Below are 17,667 nucleotides of genomic sequence, written 5' to 3' on the forward strand. Positions count from 1 at the left end.
CGCGCGCGGGAGCGGGCGCGGCCGACCGCGACGCCGCTCGTAGCCCCCGGGCAGCGGTCGCCCGCGCGGACCGCGGGCCGCGGCGACGCCTGAGATCCGCGCCGGCCCCTCCCCCGGCGTCACGGTTCACGTCACGGCCACGGTCCACTGGCCGGCGTGGGCGGTCAGGGCGACGGTGGCCAGTGGGCGCACGTCCAGGTGCCAGTAGGCGGCGGGGGACGCTGTCAGGGCGTGACACAGCAGGGCGCGGACGACGGCCGGTTCGGCGACGGCGACGATGGAGCCCTCACTGTCCGGGACGTCCCCACGGCCGGGGTCGGGCACGGGACGGGTGTCCAGCCAGGAGCCGACCCGGGCGATGAAGTCGGCCAGGGACTCGCCGCCGTGGGGGGCCGCGAACGGGTCCGCCAGCCAGGCCGCGACGGCGCGCGGCTCGAACGCCATGACCTCGCGCAGGGTGCGGCCGGTCCAGCGGCCCATGTCGCAGTCGCGCAGGGCGGGCTGGGCGAGGGGGGCCAGCCCGAGGGCGCGGCCCGTGTCGCGGCAGCCCGCGGAGGGCGAGCAGTAGCGCAGCTCGGCGGCGGCCAGGGAGCCGAAGGCGGGGGCCAGCCGCCGCAGCTCCAGCCAGTCGGCGTCGTCCAGGGGCCGGTCGTCGTCGAACCGGGTGTCCAGCAGGGGGGCGCTCCGGGCGGCGGCGAGCAGCGTGAGTCGGGCGCGCATTGCGCGATCGTAGAGCGATCGGCGCGTATGTTCGATCCTTCCGGCAGACCGATTCAGGCCCTCACGGCATGCCGCGCGTCATGTAGCCCTCCGGTTCGGCCATGCCCGTGAAGCCGAACCTGGCATAGAGGCCGTGGGCATCCGCGGTGGCCAGCAGGATGCGGCGCAGCCCGTCGGGCTCCAGCTCGGCGCAGACGGCCTCGACCAGCGCGCCGCCCACGCCCGTGCCGCGCACCGCGCGGTCGACGTAGACGTCGCAGAGCCAGGCGAACGTGGCCCGGTCGGTGACGACCCGGGCGTAGCCGATCTGCCGCCCGTCGGCGGCCGCGTAGACGCCGAAGTTGAGGGACCCGGCGATGGCGCGCTCCTGCTGCTCACGGCTGCGGCCCAGGGCCCAGTAGGCGTCCGTGGACAACCAGTGGTGAAGCCGTTCGACGTCGAGCCGGGCCGGGTCGGTGGAGATCTCATAGCCGTCGTTCATGATCGGCAGGTTTTCAAGCCCGGCCCGCCCGCGACAACCGGGTTAACCGGCCGGGGCCGGGACGGCGGCCCGCAGTCGGTGGACGCCCTCGGCCAGTTCGGCGGGCCCGGCGGCGGAGGCGAAGGAAAGCCGCAGGTGCGGCGCGGGCGGCTCGGCCGCGAAGTAGGGCCGGCCGGGAGCCACCGCCACCCCGGCACGCAGGGCGTTCGCGGTGACGACGGACTCGTCCGCGCCCGGCGGCAGCCGCAGCCATAGCTGGAACCCGCCCCGGGGGACGTGGGAGGGGACGAGTTCGGGCAGTTCGGCCGCGAGGGCGGACAGCAGGGCACCGCGGCGGGCCCGAAGCTCGGTGGCGACGGCCCGCAGGTGGCGTGGCCAGGCGGGGGCGCCGACCAGTTCGAGCGCGGCCTCCTGGAGCGGCCGGGGCACGAAGAAGCTGTCGACGATCTGGATGGCCCGCAGCCGCTCCAGCACCGGACCACGGGCGGCGATGGCACCCACCCGCAGGTTCGGCGAGGTCACCTTCGTCAGGGAGCACAGGTGGACGACGACGCCGTCCGGGTCCTCGGCGGCGAGGGTGGGCGGCGGCTCCCCCGCGTCCTCGTGCGCCAGCCGACGGGCGTAGTCGTCCTCGACGATGAACGCCCCGGCCGCCCGGGCGGCGGACAGGACGGCGGCCCTGCGCTCCTGGGCCAGGACCGCGCCGGTCGGGTTCTGGAACAGGGGCTGGCACACGAACACCCGGGCCCCGGTGGCCCGGAAGGCGTCGGCGAGGAGGTCGGCCCGGACCCCGTCCGCGTCGGCCGGAACGGGCACGGGGCGCAGTCCGGAGGCGCGGGCGACGGCCAGCAGTCCGGGGTAGGTGGGCGACTCGACGAGAACCGGCGCGCCCGGCGGGGCGAGGGCGCGCAGTGCCGTGGTGATGGCGCTCTGGCCGCCCGCGGTCACGATCACCTCGTCCGCGGTGCGGGTGCCGCCCGGGCCGGCGATCTCGCGGGCGAACCAGGACCGCAGCTCGGCCACGCCGCCCAGGGGCGGGAGCCGCCAGGCGTCCGGCCGCCGCCCCGCGCGGGCGAGCGCGGCGGACAGGGCGCGCTCGGGCTGCAGCGCGGCGGGCAGATAGCCGCCGTGCAGCCCGATGACGCCGGTTCCGGGCGGGCTGAGGGTGGTGAGCAGCCCGGTGGCGTCGACGGTGCGCGGCACCTGGTCGGCCGCGGACTCGGCGCTGAGCGACACCTCCTGCCAGGAGGTGTCGCCGCGCTGCCCGGCGAGGGCCTCGGCCTCGGCGGGCGCCGCACGGAAGGCCCCGGCGCCCGGACGGGTGACGACCAGCCCCTCGGCGGCGAGCTGGGCCAGGGCCCGGCTCACGGTGACGGGGCTGACCCGGAACCGGTCGACGAGCGCCCGGCTCGAGGGCAGCCGCTCCCCGATGGAGTAGCGGTTCAGCTCAGATCGCAGGTTTCTGGCCAACTCGGCGACACTGCTACTCTGATTCATGAGAGCCAAGGATAGCGCTATCGCCGAGCGGACGATAGCGGTCACCACCGCTTCGAGCCCCGACACCGCGGCCCCCGCACCGGCCGGAGGCATCCCCGCGCACGCCGCGCCCGCCGACCGGCGCACCGGCACTGGCACCGGCACCGGTTGGGGAAGCCTGCTGGCCGCCCTCGGGGTGCTCGCCTTCTCCCTGACCTTCCCCGGCACCGTCTGGGCCCTGGAGGGCCTGGGCCCCTGGTCGGTGACCGGCTGCCGGCTCGCCCTCGCCGGACTGCTCGCCCTGGGCTGTCTCCTGGCCGTCCGCGTCCCCGTCCCCGCCCGCCGCCACTGGGCCGGGCTGGCGCTGGTGGCCACCGGAGTCGTCGTCGGCTTCCCGCTGCTCACCACTTTGGCCCTGCAGACGTCCAGCACCTCCCACGCCGCCGTCGTGGTGGGCCTGCTGCCCCTGACGACGGCCGCATACAGCGCCTGGCGGCACCACGTCCGGCTGCCGTGGCCGTTCTGGGCCGCCGCCCTCACCGGCGCCGCCGTGGTGGTGGCCTTCGCGCTGTGGCACGGGGGCGGAGGGCTCACCGCGGCCGACGGCTTCCTGTTCGCGGCCCTGCTCGTCTGCGCCGCCGGGTACGCCGAGGGCGGCCGGCTCGCCCGCGAGATGCCCGGGTGGCAGGTCATCTGCTGGGCGCTGGTGGCCTGTCTGCCGCTGGCGGTGCCGGGCGCGCTGCTCGCCCTCACCGTGGAGCCCGCGCACTTCGGATGGACCGCCGCGGCCGGACTCGCCTGGCTGGTCATCGGCTCGCAGACCCTCGGCATGGCCATCTGGTACCGGGGCATGGCCACCATCGGCGTGGCCCGCGCGAGCCAGCTCCAGCTGGCCCAGCCGCTGCTCACCCTCGGATGGGCGGTCCTGCTCCTCGGCGAGGCCCCGGGCGCGCTCGCCCCGCTGACGGCGGTCGCCGTGCTGGGCTGCATCGTCGTCACCCAGCGCTCCGCCACCCGCGGCTCCGCCCCGCCCACCGGGCGCGCGCCCGGTGGGCGGGGTGCGCGGTCCGCCCTAAACTGGCACGGACGCGGATGAATCCGGCAGTACGGAGGCGCGAACATGCACGCTGAAAAGGGCGACAAACTGGTGGTCCACGGCCGGGTCGTGGGGCAGCACGACCACACGGTGGAGATCGTCGAAGTGCTCGGTTCGAACGGCGAGCCCCCCTACCGGGTGCGTTCCCAGGACGGCCACGAGACGGTGATGTCCCCCGGCCCCGACTCGGTCGTCCGGCACGAGAAGCAGGCCGGGCGCTGAGCCGACGGGCCGCCCGCACTCGCGGGCGGCCCAACGCCACGGGCGGCCACCGGCGCCGACGGTCCACCGGCCCCGGCGGCCTACCGGTAGTGGTCGGCCACGACCCGGCTCATCGCACCGAGCGGATCGGCCGCGACGTGCCGCGCGGAGAAGAACACGTGGCCCTTCACCCGGGGCTGGTGGCGGCAGAACGTCAGATGGCGGGAGAGCTCGGCCGGATCGTGCCAGGGCTCGGGCTGGCCCTCGAGCCCGACCTTGTAGAGCGCCTCACCGATGTAGAGCTCGACCCCGGTGCCCCGGCACACCTCGTCCCACCAGCGCACCAGCGTGGCGTAGTCGGCCGGCGGGAAGCCGAGGTGCCAGTACACCTGCGGCACGATGTAGTCGACCAGCCGGTCGCGTACCCACCCGCGCGTGTCGGCGTACAGGTCGTCGTACGTCTGCACGCCGGCTCGCGTGTCGGAGCCCGCCGGGTCCGTGTCGGCGTTCCGCCAGACGGCGAAGGGGCTCACCCCGAAGCGTGCCTCCGGCCGGACCTCGCGCAGCCGCTCGCCCGCCTCGCGCACGAGCCGGTCCACGTTGTCCCGCCGCCAGGCGGCCCGGTCCGTGAAGCCCCGGCCGTAGAGGCGGAAGGCCTCGTCGTCGTCGAAGGTCTCCCCGGCGACCGGATACGGGTAGAAGTAGTCGTCCCAGTGCACGCCGTCCACTGCGTAGCGCTCGACGGCGTCGAACATCGCGTCCTGCACGAAGCGGCGCACGTGCGGCAGGCCCGGGTTGTAGTAGAGCTTGCCCCCGTAGGGCACTGCCCAGTCCGGATGCCGCCGAGCCGGGTGGTGCGCGGCCAGGCGCTCCCGGTCCCCGTGGTTGGCCACGCGGTAGGGGTTGAACCAGGCGTGCAGCTTCAGCCCCCGCTCGTGTGCCTCCCGGACGGCGAAGGCCAGCGGGTCCCAGCCGGGGTCGCGCCCCTGCTCCCCCGTCAGCCAGGCCGACCACGGCTCGTACGGCGAGGGCCACAGGGCGTCGGCGGAGGGCCGCACCTGGAACATGACGGTGTTCAGCCGCCGCTCGACCGCCAGGTCCAGCAGCTCCACGAGCTCCCGCTGCTGGGCGGCGGCGTCCGGCCCCGGGACCCGCGGCCAGTCGATGTTCTCGACGGTGGCGATCCACAGGCCCCGCACCGGGAAGCCCCGCCGGATCCGGCCGCCCGCCACCGGGTCCGCGTGCGCGTCCCGTACCGAGGCGAGCGTGCCGGACAGCAGCGCCGCCGCCACCGCCGTGAACGCCCGCCGCGTGACGTGCCCCATCACGCCCCCTTGTCACTGATCCGCTACTACAGGTGAGTATGCCCAGAATGCACCCGTCGATCCCCCGGTCGGCGCGGAACGCGCGGGCGGGCCGGGGGCGGACGGGAAATCCCGCCGTTCCGGACGAACCACGCACCCGGGCCTCACGGCGCCCGCGGAGCGGGGTAACGTCGACGCCGATGCGACGCGGCCACCACCCTCGCGGCAGTGCGTCGCGACCGGGACCAAGAGCGAAAGGCACGATGTGACCGACATCGAACGCGTCGGAGTGGTGGGCTGTGGCCAGATGGGCGCCGGCATCGCCGAGGTGTGCGCGCGGGCCGGACTGAGCGTCATGGTCGCAGAGACCACCGGCGAGGCGCTGGAGCTCGGCCGGACGAGGCTGGTGAACTCCCTGGACCGCGCCGCCGGGCGCGGCAAGATCACCGAGGCCGAGCGGGACGCGACCCTGGCGCGGCTGACGTTCACGACCGACCTGGGCGAGTTCGCGGACCGCGACCTCGTCATCGAGGCCGTCGTGGAGAACGAGCAGGTGAAGACGGAGATCTTCCAGGTGCTCGACCAGGTCGTCACCCGGCAGGACGCGATCCTCGCCTCCAACACCTCCTCGATCCCGCTGGTCAAGCTGGCCGTGGCGACGTCCCGCCCCGACCAGGTGCTCGGCATCCACTTCTTCAACCCGGCCCCCGTACAGCAGCTCGTCGAGCTGATCCCCGCGCTGACCACCAGCGAGGAGACCGTCGCCCGCGCCGAGGCGGCGGTGACGAAGGTGCTGGGCAAGCACGCCATTCGCGCGCAGGACCGCTCGGGCTTCGTCGTGAACGCCCTGCTGATCCCCTACCTGCTGTCGGCGATCCGGATGTTCGAGTCCGGCACCGCCAGCCGGGAGGACATCGACAACGGTATGGAGATGGGCTGCGCCCACCCGATGGGTCCGCTCAAGCTCGCCGACCTCATCGGGCTGGACACCGTCGCCTCGGTCGCCCACTCCATGTACGAGGAGTTCAAGGAGCCGCTGTACGCCGCTCCCCCACTGCTCCAGCGCATGGTCGACGCGGGTCGGCTCGGCCGCAAGACCGGCGCGGGCTTCTACCCGTACTCCGGCTGACAGAGCGACGCGGCCGGCGGGCCACGGCCCGCTGACGCACGAGGGCCCGGTGGGCGGATCCTGGGGATCCGCCCACCGGGCCCTTCCGTTCGCGCCGCTCAGGCGCCGCGGAGCTCCGCTCCGGTAGCCGCGACGGCCGAAGCCACGGCGGCGTCCCGTGCGGCCGAGGCCTCCTCGGCGGTCAGCGTGCGGTCGTCCGCGCGGAAGCGCAGGGCGTAGGCGAGGGACTTGCGACCCCCGCCGACCTGCTCACCGGTGAACACGTCGAACAGCCGCAGCGACTCCAGCAGTTCACCGGCTCCCGCCCGCAGCGCGGCCTCCACCTCGGCGGCGGGCACCTCGTCCGCGACGACCAGGGCGACGTCCTGCGTGGCCACCGGGAACGTGGACACGCTCGGCGCCTGGACGGCCCCGGCGGCGGCCCGGCGCAGCACGTCGAGGTCCAGCTCCATCGCCGCCGTGCGGGCGGGCACCTGGAACGCCTTGGTCACCCGCGGGTGCAGCTCGCCGGCGTGGCCGAGCAGCGTGCGCGCGCCGTCCACGTCGACGTACAGCGCGGCGCACCGGCCCGGGTGCCACGGCTCGTGCCGGTCGGCGACGATCTCGGGCTCCACGCCGGCCTCCCGGGCCACGACGCGGGCCGCCTCGACGGCGTCCGCCCAGGTGGCCGGCCGGCCCTTGCCCCACCAGCCGCTCTGCTCGCCGGCCCCGGCCAGGACGGCGGCGACCCGCAGCGGCTGCGCGGGCAGCGCGGCGTCCTGCGCGGCGACCTCCGCGTCGCTCGGACGGGCGTCGACGGGCAGCCGCACCGCGGGCCGCTCCTCACCGGTGGGCCGGAAGACCAGGCCCGTCTCGAAGAGGGCGAGACCGCCCTGGTTGCCGCGGCCGTCGTTGCGGCGCAGCGCGGCGAGCAGACCCGGCAGCAGCGTCGTGCGCAGCAGGGGCTCCTCGTCCGACAGCGGGTTGAGGAGGGCGACGGTGCGGCGCCGCGCGTCCTTGGCGGGCAGCCCCAGCCGGTCGAAGGCGGCGTCCCCGAGGAACGGGTAGTTCGGCGACTCCACGTACCCGGCACCGGCCAGCGCCCGGCCGACCCTGCGGTGCAGCCGCTGCGCCTCGGTGAGCCCGCGGCCGGCCGGGGGGCGGGGCAGCGTGGAGGGCAGGTTCGCGTAGCCCTCCAGCCGGATGACCTCCTCGGCCAGGTCGTTGGGGTCGGTGAGGTCGGGGCGCCAGCTCGGCGGGGTGACGGTCAGCTCGTCCGTGCCCGTCACGTCGCAGCCGACCTGCTGCAGGCGGCGGACGACGGCCTCGCGGCCGTAGGAGACCCCGGCGACGCGGTCCGGGTGGTCGGCGGCGAGGGTGATCGCCTGCGGCTCGGCGGCCGCGCGCACCTCGGTGACCCCGGCCTCGGCCGTGCCGCCCGCGAGGAGCACCAGCAGGTCCGCGGCGCGCTGGGCGGCGGCGGCCGCCGCCTCCGGGTCGACGCCGCGCTCGAAGCGCCGGGACGCCTCCGAGCCGAGCTTGTGCCGGCGGGCCGTCCGCGCCACCGTGACCGGGTCGAAGTGGGCGGCCTCGATGACGACGTCCCGGGTGCCCTCGGCCTGGCCGGTGGCCGGGTCGATCAGCGCGTCGTGGGCGTCGGTGATCTCGGTGTGGGCCCCGCCCATGACACCGGCGATGCCGATGGGGCCGGAGTCGTCGGCGATGACCAGGTCCTCCGGGTCGAGCGCGCGGGTCACCCCGTCGAGCGTGACGATCTTCTCGCCCTGCTGCGCGCGGCGCACCCCGATGGCGCCCTCGATCCGGCCGCGGTCGTAGGCGTGCAGCGGCTGGCCGAGCTCCAGCATCACGTAGTTGGTGATGTCCACGGCCAGCGAGATGGGACGCATCCCGGCCTTCTGCAGCCGCCGCTGGAGCCAGATCGGCGAGCGGGCCTCGGGCCGCACACCGGTGACGGCGCGGGCGACGAACCGGTCGCAGCCGCGCGGGTCGGCGACGTCGACCTCGGGGCCGTAGTCCCCGGGGGCGGTGACGTCCAGCAGGGCCGGGTCGCGCAGCGGCAGCCCGTAGGCCGTGGCCGTCTCCCGGGCGAGGCCGCGCATCGACAGGCAGTAGCCGCGGTCGGGGGTGACCGCGATGTCGAGCACCTCGTCGCGCAGCTCCAGCAGCTCGACGGCGTCCGTGCCCGGCTCGTACTCGGGCGGCAGCACGACGATGCCGTCGTGGTCCTCCCCGATGCCCAGCTCGCGGGCCGAGCAGATCATGCCCTCGGAGACCTTGCCGTAGGTGCGGCGCGCGGAGATCTCGAAGTTGCCCGGCAGCACCGCGCCGGGGAGCACCACGACGACCTTGTCGCCCACGGCGAAGTTCGTCGCGCCGCAGATGATGTTCTGCGGCTCGCCGGTGCCGTTGGCGTCGGCCACGTCCACCTGGCAGTAGCGGATGGGCTTCTTGAACTCGGTCAGCTCCTCGATGGCCAGCACCCTGCCGACCACGAGCGGGCCGGTCAGGTCGGCGCCGAGCTGCTCGACGGTCTCGACCTCCAGGCCGGCCGCGATGAGCTTCGTCGCGACGTCCCGTCCGGTCACACCGGCCGGCAGGTCGACGTATTCCCGCAGCCAGGAAAGCGGGGCCCGCATCAGATCTCCATCCCGAACGGCCGGGTGAAGCGCACGTCACCCTCGACCATGTCTCGCATGTCCTCGACGTTGTGGCGGAACATCAGCATCCGCTCGATCCCGAACCCGAAGGCGAAGCCGCTGTACCTCTCCGGGTCCACGCCGCAGGCCGTCAGCACCCGCGGGTTGACCATGCCGCAGCCGCCCAGCTCGATCCAGCCCTCCGAGGAGCAGGTGCGGCACGGGCGCTCGGGGTCGCCCACCGAGGCGCCCTTGCAGACGTAGCACACCATGTCCATCTCGGCGGACGGCTCGGTGAAGGGGAAGTAGCTCGGGCGCAGCCTGGTGCTCATCCCGGGGCCGAAGAGCGCCCGCACCATGTGGTCCAGCGTGCCCTTCAGGTCGGCCATGGTCAGGCCCTCGTCCACCGCGATCAGCTCCACCTGGTGGAAGACCGGGGTGTGGGTGGCGTCCAGCTCGTCGGTGCGGAAGACACGGCCGGGGCAGATGACGTAGACGGGGAGCTCCCGCCCCAGCAGGGCGCGGATCTGCACCGGGGAGGTGTGGGTGCGCAGGACGACGCCGGACTCGTCCCCGTCGCCCGCCTCCATGTGCCCGCTGGACACGAAGAAGGTGTCCTGCATGGTGCGCGCCGGGTGGTCGGGCCCGATGTTGAGGGCGTCGAAGGTGAACCACTCGGTCTCGACCTCGGGGCCCTCGGCGACCTCGTAGCCCATGGCCACGAAGACGTCCTCGATCCGCTCCATCAGCGTGGTCAGCGGATGGCGGGCCCCGGCGGGCCGACGGTCGTAGGGCAGCGTGACGTCCACCGCCTCCTCGACCAGGACGCGCTCGTCCCGCTCGGCCTCCAGGACCTCCTGGCGGGCCACCAGCGCCTTGCTCACGGCCTTGCGGGCCATGCCGACGCGCTTGCCCGCGTCCGCCTTGGCGTGCGGCGGCAGCGCGCCGATCTCGCGGTTGGCCAGGGCCAGCGGGGAACGGTCACCGGTGTGGGCCGCCTTCACCTCGCGCAGCGCGTCCAGGTCCGCCGCCTCGGCGATGGCGGTGAGCGCCTCCTGCTGCGCTCGTTCGATGGCTTCCGGTTTCAGTGCCTCGACCTCGACCGGGTCGTACGACTTGTTGGGTGCCGACATCTCTTCCCGTACTTCCGAATTGGCTGACGCCTTGCGCTGTGAGCCGCGCCGACACCGGTTGAGGGCGCGGGCGGTGCCGGGGCACGAGTCTACGGGGCGGGGCGCCTGGACTTGGACGCGGAGCAGCCCGCGGGTGACGCTCGGCTGATCCCGGCGGACCACGGGCTCGGTGGCCCGGCGGATCACGCCAGGACGGCCGGGACTCCCACGGGCAGGGTAAATCGGAACTCGGCGCCTCCGGCAACCGAGCGGCCGACGGTGATCGTCCCGCCGTGCGCCTCCACGATGCCCTTGACGATGTAGAGGCCCAGCCCGGTGCCGCCGCGCTTGCTGCCCCGCCAGAAGCGGGTGAACACGCGGCTCATGGACTCCTCCGGGATGCCGGGGCCTTCGTCGCTCACGGTGACGGTGATTCCTTCCCTGACCGCCCGGCAGGGCTGTGCGGGCGCTATCTCGATGGTGACAGTACCCGCGCCGTGCCGCACCGCGTTTTCCAGCAGGTTGCTCAGTACCTGGTCGACCTTGTCGGGGTCGGCCCACAGCCGCGGCAGCGGCCCGGTGACGTCATGCCGGAAGCGCTCGCGCGGCTCCCCCGCCGCCAGGTGCCCCTCGACGTGCCGGCAGACGGCCGCGACGAGGTCCACGGGCTGGCGGCGCAGCTCCAGCCGCCCGGAGTCGATGCGGGAGATGTCCAGCAGCTCGGCGATGAGCCGGCTGATGCGGGCGGCGTCGGCGTCCACCGTCTCCAGCATGAGCCGCTTCTGGTCTTCGGTGAACCGCTCCCACTTGGCCAGGAGCGTCGCCGTGAAGCCCTTCACCGAGGTGAGCGGGGAACGCAGCTCGTGCGCGACGGTGGCGATCAGCTCGGCGTGGCTGCGCTCGGTGCGACGGCGGGCCTCGGTGCCGCGCAGCGACACGATCAGCCGGTGCAGCGGCCCGGTGGGCACGGCACGCACGTAGCGCGCGGAGACGAGCACCTCGCGCCCCCCGGGCAGCAGCAGGTTGCACTCCGGCTGCCCCCGGCGGACCGACAGCCCGCCGTAGGGGTCCGTCAGCTGCCACCAGCGGCGCCCGTCGAGGTCCTCCAGCGGCAGCACCCGCTCGACCCGGTCGCCCAGTACCTCGTCGGGGCGCCGCGCCGTGATGCGGGCGGCGGCACGGTTGAAGCAGATCACCCGTCGGTGCTCGTCCGCGACGACCAGCCCGTCGGGCAGATCGTCCGGGTCCACCCCGCACCAGACCGCGTCCGGCATGTCGTCCCCCTTCCCCCTCGGCCTTTCCCCGTGGCGGAACCCTACTCACCGGCGCCCCGCGGCGTCACCGCACCGCCCGGAGCTCCGCCGTACATGCTTCGGAGCCGGGACGGCGCCGGACGGGTACCGAGGCTCAGCCGTGGCGCTGGGCCCGCGCCGAGGCGTAGAGGCACACGGCGGCGGCGGTGGCCAGGTTGAGGGACTCGGCGCGGCCGTGGATGGGGACCCGGACCACCTCGTCGGCCAGGGCCCGGGTCTCGGGCGGCAGCCCCCAGGCCTCGTTGCCGAAGATCCACGCCGTGGGGGCGGCCATCGTGCCCCGGTCGAGCTCGTCGTCGAGATCCACGTCACCGGCGCCGTCGGCGGCCACCACGCGCACCCCGCCCTCGCTCAGGCCCGCCACGGCCCGCTCCACCGGGACGCCGACGCACACCGGCAGATGGAACAGGGAGCCGACCGAAGCGCGCACCGACTTCGGGTTGTACAGGTCAACGGAGGCGTCGGTGAGGACGACGGCGTCGGCCCCGGCGGCGTCCGCGCAGCGCAGCACCGTCCCGGCGTTCCCGGGGTCGCGCACGTGTGCGAGGACGGCCACGAGGCGCGGGCGGGCGGCCAGGACGTCGTCGAAGGGGACGTCGAGGAAACGGCAGACCCCGATGAGCCCCTGCGGGGTGACGGTCTGCGAGATGTCCGCCATCGTCGCCTCGGAGGCGAGGGAGATCCGGATGCCCGCGCCCCGGGCGGCGTCGAGGATGTCCGGGTGCCGTTCGGCCGCCTCGGCGGTGGCGAAGAGCTCGGTGAGGGTGTCGCCGTGGGCGACGGCCTCGCGCACGGCCTGCGGGCCCTCGGCCAGGAAGCGGCGCTCCCTGACCCGGGTGGCGCGCCGGGCGAGCCGTCGGGCGAAGACGACCCGGGGGTTGCGCGGGGAGATCAGGTCGGCGGTGCCCATGGCGCGGCGTCTCTCGCTTTTCGTCGGTACGGGGTCGGGCCGGACATGCGGCGGACCCGCAGGCGCTGGGCCTGCGGGTCCGCTGACGCTGAAGGGTTCAGCCGGTGCTTCAGGCGGCCTTCGGCGCGTTGACGTCGCTCGGAAGCGCCTTCTTGGCGACCTCGATGAGGGACGCGAACGCGTTCGGGTCGTTGACGGCGAGCTCCGCGAGGATCTTGCGGTCCACCTCGACCTCGGCGGCCTTCAGGCCCTGGATGAAGCGGTTGTAGGTCATCCCGTTGGCCCGGGCGGCGGCGTTGATCCGCTGGATCCACAGCTGGCGGAAGTCGCCCTTGCGCTTCTTGCGGTCGTTGTAGTTGTAGACGAAGGAATGGGTGACCTGCTCCTTCGCCTTGCGGTACAGGCGCGAGCGCTGGCCACGGTAGCCGCTGGCCTGCTCGAGGATCGCCCGGCGCTTCTTGTGGGCGTTGACTGCCCGCTTGACGCGTGCCACGTGTTAACTCCTTGTAGCGGGGCCGTGGAGGACTCACACGGCCCGGACATCGATGAGGTCCCGGACTTCGGCCCCGGCCCGGCCCCGGCGTGGGGCGGGCCGACGGGTCACTTGCCGAGAAGCTTCTTGATCTTCTTGGCGTCGGCCGGAGCCATCTCGGTCTTGCCCGCAAGACGGCGCGTCAGCGTCGACGGCTTGTGCTCGAGAAGGTGGCGGCGGCCGGCGCGCTGCCGCATCACCTTGCCGGAGCCGGTGAGCTTGAAGCGCTTGCTCGCACCACTGTGCGTCTTGTTCTTCGGCATGTCGCCGTTCTCTCCTCGTCGGTGGCGTTCCCGTCGGCTCCGCTCGCGGTGAGCGGGCAGGCGGGAACGTCAGCTCTATCGGTGGGACGTTGCCGGGGCCTTCGGCCCCGGCGAGGCTCACGCCTCGGCCGGCTCCTCGGCGGTCTCGGCGGGAGCGGCACCTCGCTGGGCTTCCTTGCGGGCTGCCTGCGCCTGCCGGGCCTCGGCCATGGCTTCGGTCTTCTTCTTGTGCGGGCCAAGCACCATGATCATGTTGCGGCCGTCCTGCTTGGGGTTGGACTCGACGAAGCCCAGCTCCTGGACGTCCTCCGCGAGGCGCTGCAGCAGCCGGTAGCCCAGCTCCGGACGCGACTGCTCACGACCGCGGAACATGATCGTGATCTTGACCTTGTCACCCTGCTTGAGGAACCGGACGACGTGACCCTTCTTGGTGTCGTAGTCGTGCGGATCGATCTTCGGCCGGAGCTTCATCTCCTTGATGACCGTGTGCGCCTGGTTCTTGCGCGCCTCACGGGCCTTCATGGCCGACTCGTACTTGAACTTCCCGTAGTCCATGAGCTTGCACACGGGAGGCCGGGCGTTCGCGGCCACCTCGACGAGGTCGAGGTCGTACTCCTGTGCGAGCTCCAGGGCCTTGGCAAGCGGCACGATGCCGACCTGCTCGCCACTGGGACCGACGAGTCGCACCTCGGGGACGCGAATCCGGTCGTTGATGCGGGGCTCGGCGCTGATGGGGCCTCCTAGGTAGCACCACGCAACTGCCTGGCCGACAGCCGCGTCACGTGTCTGTGTGGTGAGACCGCCCCGTCATGGGCGCGACGTGAGAAACGCCCCGGACGGGACACAAGACGGGGCTCCGAGCGGACCGGAGCACCGCCGCGTTCACCGCGGGGCGCGACCTGACCTGGGACCTGCCGACCGTGAAGCCGATCAGGTGGGAGATGGAGCCTCCACTTGCGGGCCGGACAACCGCGCTTCCACCATGCTGACCCCGGACTCGCCGCCTTGGGCTGGTCCCGGACTCGCACCGTGCCTTCACGCAGACGTCTGGCCGGTCGCGTCCCATGGTACATGACCCCCACCGGCACCGCGCCCGTCCGGTGCGGGGCCCGCGCGGGGCTTCCCGGCGGGACCGGCCTAGGCTGGTCCCGCGATCCCCGTGAGCCCGCCGGCTCCGGCCATCCCCCGACACATCCCCCAGGCCCCCAGGAAGCGAAGAACGATGAGCGACGCCGCCCCCGCCCCCGGTCCGGACACCTCCGAGGCCACCGCGCCCGCCGACGGCACCGGCGCCGCTCAGCCCCGCGACCCCGACGCCGCGACCCGCGACATCGCCGACGTCCCGGCCGTGGAGGTCATCACCACCGTCGCCGTGCACCTGATGAGCGCCGCCGCCGTCAACCTGGGCCTGGCCGAGGAGGGCGAGCAGCACAAGGACCTGGACGAGGCGCGCAAGCTCATCCAGGCCCTCGCCGGCCTGGTGACCGCGAGCGCCACCGAGATCGGCTCCTACCACGCGGCGCCGCTGCGGGACGGCCTCAAGTCGCTCCAGCTCGCCTTCCGTGAGGCGTCCGTCGTCCCGGACGAGCCGGGCCAGGGCCCCGGCGAGAAGTTCACCGGCCCGGTGTACGGCTGAACAGCGGCTCTCCCGGCAGCTCCGCCTCCGGCGGCAGCAGTGCCAGGTCCAGGCCGCGCACCAGGTGCTCGCGGAGCACGGCGTCGGCGGCCAGCGCGCGGGCGATCCGGGCGACCGCCTCCTTCGCCGGTGCCCCGGGCACCAGCCGCAGCGCCAGCGTCCCGTCGGCGCGCCCGCCCGGCGCCAGATGCGCCCCGGCGACCTCGGGCTCCGCGGCGAGGACCGCACGCACGGCCTCCGCGACGGCCGGCTCACCCACCGGCCCTGCGCCACCGGTGCGCCCCGCGGCCACCGCGCGCAGCGCGGCGCCCGTGAGCGGGTAGGTGACCGGCCCGGCCAGGTCGAAGACGAGCGTGTCGGCCCGCTCGTGGGCGGCGGCCTGGAGCGCCCGGGCGAGATCCACCGCCACCGGGCGGGCGTCCTCCCGCCAGCGGGCCAGCGAGTCCGTGGAGGTGAACACGGGGAGCGCCTTGCGCCCGCCGGGCGCGGTGAGCGTGGGCACGGCCATGTCGCTCGTCTTCTCGCGGCGCAGCCCGTCCGGTCCCGTCTCGACCTCGCCCAGCAGGGCCACCACGGGTACGAGCAGCCGGGCGCCGCGCAGGGCCTCCAGCACCCGCGGCTCGGCGCCGCGGTCGGCGGACCAGGCGGACAGGGCCTCGGCCAGCGCCGGGTCGGCCGAGCCGTCGTCGTCGGCGAAGCCGGGGTCGGGAATGTTCTTGAGCGCCACCCGACGAGGGTATCCGCCGTCCCTCAGGGCCGACGGGGCGGGCGGCCGCCGAGGTAGAGGCCGACGGCACAGCCGACGAGGACGAGGCCGGCGAAGCCCGCGCCGAACGCCGCCCACAGGGGCCGGAAGCCGGACTCGGGGGCGGGCCCGGGCCCGAAGTACTCGGAGCCGTAGCCGCGCGGCGCGGGCCGCTGGGCCTCCGGCTCCAGGGCCGCGGCCGCCTCGAGCGCGCCGGCGGCGTCCACCACCCCGGTGCCCAGGGCGTCGCTGCGCCCGCCGGCGGGCGTGCCGTTCGCGGTGTCGGCCAGAAGTCGCTTGATCTGGGCGGGGCTCAGCTCCGGGTGGGCGGAGCGGACGAGCGCCGCGGTGCCGGAGACGACGGCCGCCGCGGCGCTGGTGCCCCAGCCCTGGTAGTAGCGGCGGTCCGGGTCGGCCGTGACGACGTCCTTGCCCGGCGCGGCCACGGTGGCGTACCAGCGCCGGGTGGAGAAGTCCGCCCTGACGCCCTCCGACGTCACGGCCGTCACGGCGATGACCCCCGGGTAGGCGGCCGGGTAGGAGACGGGGTCGCCGTCCTTGCCGCCGTTCCCCGCCGACGCGACCACCACGACGCCCCGGCTCAGTGCGTACCGGACGGCGGCGTCCTCCTGCGGGTCCGGGTGCGCGGAGGCGCTGTCGTCCCCGAGGGAGAGGTTGATGACGTCGGCGCCCTGGTCGACGGCCCAGCGGATCCCGGTGGCCAGGATGCTGGGGCCTTCGGCCTCCTGGGCCCTCTCCCGCGCCGGATCCTCCTCCTCCAGCAGCACCCGCACGGGCAGGATCTCGGCCTCGGGAGCGATGCCGATGACGCCGTCACCCCGGTCCGGCCCGTGGCCGCGCCCTGCGATGATGCCGGCCATGGCGGTGCCGTGCCGGGCCCACTCCTCGTCACCCGGCTCGGCTCCGATGCCCACCAGGTCCCGGCCGCCCTGGACGGCGCCGGCCAGGTCGGGGTGGCTCGCGTCCACTCCGGTGTCCAGGACGGCGACGGTGATGCCCGCGCCCCGCGTCGTCTCCCACGCCTCCCGCGCGCCGACCACGTCCAGCGCCCACTGGCGCTCCCGGATGGTGTCGGCGTGCGCGGCGGGTGCGGGGGCCAACGGCAGCAGCACGAGCAGGACGGCACACAGAGCGGCGCGCGCGAGGCGGGCGGCACGGGTGGGTCGGATGCCTTCGAAGCTGTTCACCGGCCCTCCTCCACGGCCTCGCGGGCGGCGTCCAGCAGGCCCCGCTCGACGAGGCGGGCGACGCCCTCGGCGGCGTGGCCGAGGCCGGACTGGGCGGCGGCGCTCGTCTCGCCCTCGGCGACGGCCCGCTCCGCGGGCTGGGGGTCGCTCACGGTGCGGCCGTCGGCGAAACCGGAGACGGCGTAGACGACGACCGGGAGGTCGGTGCGGACGTGGACCGTCCAGGTCGCCCGCTGGGCGTCCCCGAATCCGGCGGCGTCGGTTCCGGGCTCCGCGTAGGGGCGGGGCATGAGGTCCGTCCGGGAGAGCAGGTGCTCGCCGTCCTCGTCCGCGAACCGCGCGTGGAGGTCGCGCATGCCGGGAAGGTCGGCCTTGGTGAAGACGATGCCGACGGTGGTCAGGCCCGAGGAGGTCTCGTCGATGTAGGTGGCACGCAGCAGACGACGGCAGCCCACCGGGGCGAGAGCCTTGCCCAGGAGTTCGTCGAAGGCCTGGTCGCAGCCGCTGTCGGGGGCGACGGCCACGCGTATCCAGTGCCGGTCGGCACCGCCGGGGCCGGCGCCCTCTCCTGCCAGCTCGGCCGGGAAGATCGCGTCGACCGGCAGCTCGCGCCACAGGTCACGGGAGGCCGAGAAGGTCTCCTCCACCGAGGGCTCGCCGTGCGGGCCGCTGCTGACCCACGCACCGACGGCGGAACCGCCCAGCAGCCCCACGCCCAGGACGAGGCACAGCGCCGCCGCGGCCGTACGGGAGCGCCGGCGCCGGGCGGGTGGCAGGGGCGGTGCGTCCGGGAGGCCCGTGGGCGGCCAGGACGGCGCGGTCGCGGTGTCCGGCGACGGGGGCACCGCCCGCGGGACGCGCTCCGGCGCAACCGGGCCGGCCTGGGCGGGGAGCGCGGGCCGGGC

At 74.6% G+C, this 17,667-nt stretch carries 18 protein-coding genes; 4 read left to right on the forward strand and 14 right to left on the reverse strand.

What is annotated here, in order from left to right; genetic code table 11:
- Positions 1 to 126: 126 nt before the first annotated feature.
- The 3 genes from HPT28_RS25160 to HPT28_RS25170 all read right to left on the reverse strand — a co-directional run bounded on the left by HPT28_RS25160 (position 127) and on the right by HPT28_RS25170 (position 2,698).
- Positions 127 to 720 (reverse strand): histidine phosphatase family protein, encoded by a 594-nt coding sequence (locus tag HPT28_RS25160; RefSeq protein WP_219094054.1) that lies wholly within the window; start codon positions 718 to 720, stop codon positions 127 to 129.
- Between the two features lie 61 nt (positions 721 to 781).
- Positions 782 to 1,201 carry a GNAT family N-acetyltransferase gene (locus HPT28_RS25165; protein ID WP_219094056.1) on the reverse strand — a complete coding sequence of 140 codons (420 nt, stop codon included), beginning with the start codon at positions 1,199 to 1,201 and terminating at the stop codon, positions 782 to 784.
- A gap of 42 nt (positions 1,202 to 1,243) precedes the next feature.
- Positions 1,244 to 2,698: a PLP-dependent aminotransferase family protein gene (locus HPT28_RS25170; protein WP_219094058.1), complete on the reverse strand. Its 1,455-nt coding sequence runs from the start codon at positions 2,696 to 2,698 to the stop codon at positions 1,244 to 1,246.
- Here HPT28_RS25170 and HPT28_RS25175 point away from each other — a divergent pair.
- Together HPT28_RS25175 and HPT28_RS25180 are read left to right on the forward strand one after the other, a co-directional pair.
- Complete coding sequence (locus HPT28_RS25175) at positions 2,697 to 3,773, forward strand: DMT family transporter (RefSeq protein ID WP_219094060.1); 1,077 nt, start codon at positions 2,697 to 2,699, stop codon at positions 3,771 to 3,773. The genes HPT28_RS25170 and HPT28_RS25175 overlap by 2 nt on opposite strands.
- A gap of 24 nt (positions 3,774 to 3,797) precedes the next feature.
- Positions 3,798 to 3,995 (forward strand): DUF1918 domain-containing protein, encoded by a 198-nt coding sequence (locus tag HPT28_RS25180; protein ID WP_219094062.1) that lies wholly within the window; start codon positions 3,798 to 3,800, stop codon positions 3,993 to 3,995.
- An 80-nt stretch (positions 3,996 to 4,075) separates the two neighbouring features.
- Here the strand turns inward: HPT28_RS25180 and HPT28_RS25185 are convergent, their stop codons facing one another.
- On the reverse strand, positions 4,076 to 5,299 hold the full coding sequence (locus tag HPT28_RS25185) for a glycoside hydrolase family 10 protein (RefSeq protein ID WP_219094064.1): 1,224 nt from the start codon (positions 5,297 to 5,299) through the stop codon (positions 4,076 to 4,078).
- Between the two features lie 244 nt (positions 5,300 to 5,543).
- On the opposite strand from HPT28_RS25185, the gene HPT28_RS25190 reads away from it, so the two are divergent.
- Positions 5,544 to 6,407 (forward strand): 3-hydroxybutyryl-CoA dehydrogenase, encoded by an 864-nt coding sequence (locus HPT28_RS25190; protein ID WP_219094066.1) that lies wholly within the window; start codon positions 5,544 to 5,546, stop codon positions 6,405 to 6,407.
- Between the two features lie 98 nt (positions 6,408 to 6,505).
- Here HPT28_RS25190 and pheT read toward each other — a convergent pair whose 3' ends face one another.
- From pheT to infC, 7 genes are all read right to left on the reverse strand, one after another.
- Complete coding sequence (gene pheT / locus HPT28_RS25195) at positions 6,506 to 9,043, reverse strand: phenylalanine--tRNA ligase subunit beta (protein ID WP_219094068.1); 2,538 nt, start codon at positions 9,041 to 9,043, stop codon at positions 6,506 to 6,508.
- Positions 9,043 to 10,176 carry a phenylalanine--tRNA ligase subunit alpha gene (pheS, locus tag HPT28_RS25200; protein WP_219094070.1) on the reverse strand — a complete coding sequence of 378 codons (1,134 nt, stop codon included), beginning with the start codon at positions 10,174 to 10,176 and terminating at the stop codon, positions 9,043 to 9,045. Before pheS ends, pheT begins: the two co-directional genes overlap by 1 nt.
- 182 nt (positions 10,177 to 10,358) lie before the next feature.
- Positions 10,359 to 11,429, reverse strand: a complete 1,071-nt coding sequence (locus tag HPT28_RS25205) for a sensor histidine kinase KdpD (protein ID WP_219094072.1) — start codon at positions 11,427 to 11,429, stop codon at positions 10,359 to 10,361.
- A gap of 133 nt (positions 11,430 to 11,562) precedes the next feature.
- Entirely contained in the window at positions 11,563 to 12,378 is an 816-nt protein-coding gene (locus HPT28_RS25210; protein ID WP_219094074.1) for an RNA methyltransferase, read from the reverse strand.
- A gap of 109 nt (positions 12,379 to 12,487) precedes the next feature.
- Entirely contained in the window at positions 12,488 to 12,871 is a 384-nt protein-coding gene (gene rplT / locus HPT28_RS25215; RefSeq protein WP_219094077.1) for a 50S ribosomal protein L20, read from the reverse strand.
- 107 nt (positions 12,872 to 12,978) lie between these two features.
- A complete protein-coding gene (rpmI, locus tag HPT28_RS25220; RefSeq protein WP_014175142.1) occupies positions 12,979 to 13,173 on the reverse strand; it encodes a 50S ribosomal protein L35 in 195 nt (64 codons plus the stop codon).
- A gap of 117 nt (positions 13,174 to 13,290) precedes the next feature.
- On the reverse strand, positions 13,291 to 13,905 hold the full coding sequence (infC, locus tag HPT28_RS25225) for a translation initiation factor IF-3 (protein WP_219094083.1): 615 nt from the start codon (positions 13,903 to 13,905) through the stop codon (positions 13,291 to 13,293).
- 490 nt (positions 13,906 to 14,395) lie between these two features.
- On the opposite strand from infC, the gene HPT28_RS25230 reads away from it, so the two are divergent.
- On the forward strand, positions 14,396 to 14,809 hold the full coding sequence (locus HPT28_RS25230) for a DUF1844 domain-containing protein (RefSeq protein ID WP_219094079.1): 414 nt from the start codon (positions 14,396 to 14,398) through the stop codon (positions 14,807 to 14,809).
- Here HPT28_RS25230 and HPT28_RS25235 read toward each other — a convergent pair.
- The 3 genes from HPT28_RS25235 to HPT28_RS25245 form a co-directional block, all read right to left on the reverse strand.
- Complete coding sequence (locus HPT28_RS25235) at positions 14,787 to 15,536, reverse strand: SseB family protein (protein WP_219094081.1); 750 nt, start codon at positions 15,534 to 15,536, stop codon at positions 14,787 to 14,789. The two genes, HPT28_RS25230 and HPT28_RS25235, sit on opposite strands and share 23 nt — an antisense overlap.
- 23 nt (positions 15,537 to 15,559) lie before the next feature.
- Complete coding sequence (gene mycP, locus HPT28_RS25240; protein WP_374227015.1) at positions 15,560 to 16,762, reverse strand: type VII secretion-associated serine protease mycosin; 1,203 nt, start codon at positions 16,760 to 16,762, stop codon at positions 15,560 to 15,562.
- A partial coding sequence (locus HPT28_RS25245; RefSeq protein WP_374227016.1) for a hypothetical protein occupies positions 16,759 to 17,667 on the reverse strand: 909 nt, incomplete at its 5' end. The genes mycP and HPT28_RS25245, both read right to left, overlap by 4 nt.

Source organism: Streptomyces sp. JJ38 (genome assembly GCF_019303475.1).
GTDB lineage: Bacteria > Actinomycetota > Actinomycetes > Streptomycetales > Streptomycetaceae > Streptomyces.

Bases quoted from the DNA above. Each gene is read 5' to 3' on its own strand.
- rpmI (WP_014175142.1), bottom strand. From the start codon at position 13,173: ATGCCGAAGAACAAGACGCACAGTGGTGCGAGCAAGCGCTTCAAGCTC.
- HPT28_RS25175 (WP_219094060.1), top strand. From the start codon at position 2,697: ATGAGAGCCAAGGATAGCGCTATCGCCGAGCGGACGATAGCGGTCACC.
- HPT28_RS25230 (WP_219094079.1), top strand. From the start codon at position 14,396: ATGAGCGACGCCGCCCCCGCCCCCGGTCCGGACACCTCCGAGGCCACC.
- HPT28_RS25210 (WP_219094074.1), bottom strand. From the start codon at position 12,378: ATGGGCACCGCCGACCTGATCTCCCCGCGCAACCCCCGGGTCGTCTTC.
- pheT (WP_219094068.1), bottom strand. From the start codon at position 9,043: ATGCGGGCCCCGCTTTCCTGGCTGCGGGAATACGTCGACCTGCCGGCC.
- HPT28_RS25165 (WP_219094056.1), bottom strand. From the start codon at position 1,201: ATGAACGACGGCTATGAGATCTCCACCGACCCGGCCCGGCTCGACGTC.
- HPT28_RS25180 (WP_219094062.1), top strand. From the start codon at position 3,798: ATGCACGCTGAAAAGGGCGACAAACTGGTGGTCCACGGCCGGGTCGTG.
- HPT28_RS25185 (WP_219094064.1), bottom strand. From the start codon at position 5,299: ATGGGGCACGTCACGCGGCGGGCGTTCACGGCGGTGGCGGCGGCGCTG.
- HPT28_RS25205 (WP_219094072.1), bottom strand. From the start codon at position 11,429: ATGCCGGACGCGGTCTGGTGCGGGGTGGACCCGGACGATCTGCCCGAC.
- pheS (WP_219094070.1), bottom strand. From the start codon at position 10,176: ATGTCGGCACCCAACAAGTCGTACGACCCGGTCGAGGTCGAGGCACTG.
- HPT28_RS25170 (WP_219094058.1), bottom strand. From the start codon at position 2,698: ATGAATCAGAGTAGCAGTGTCGCCGAGTTGGCCAGAAACCTGCGATCT.
- HPT28_RS25160 (WP_219094054.1), bottom strand. From the start codon at position 720: ATGCGCGCCCGACTCACGCTGCTCGCCGCCGCCCGGAGCGCCCCCCTG.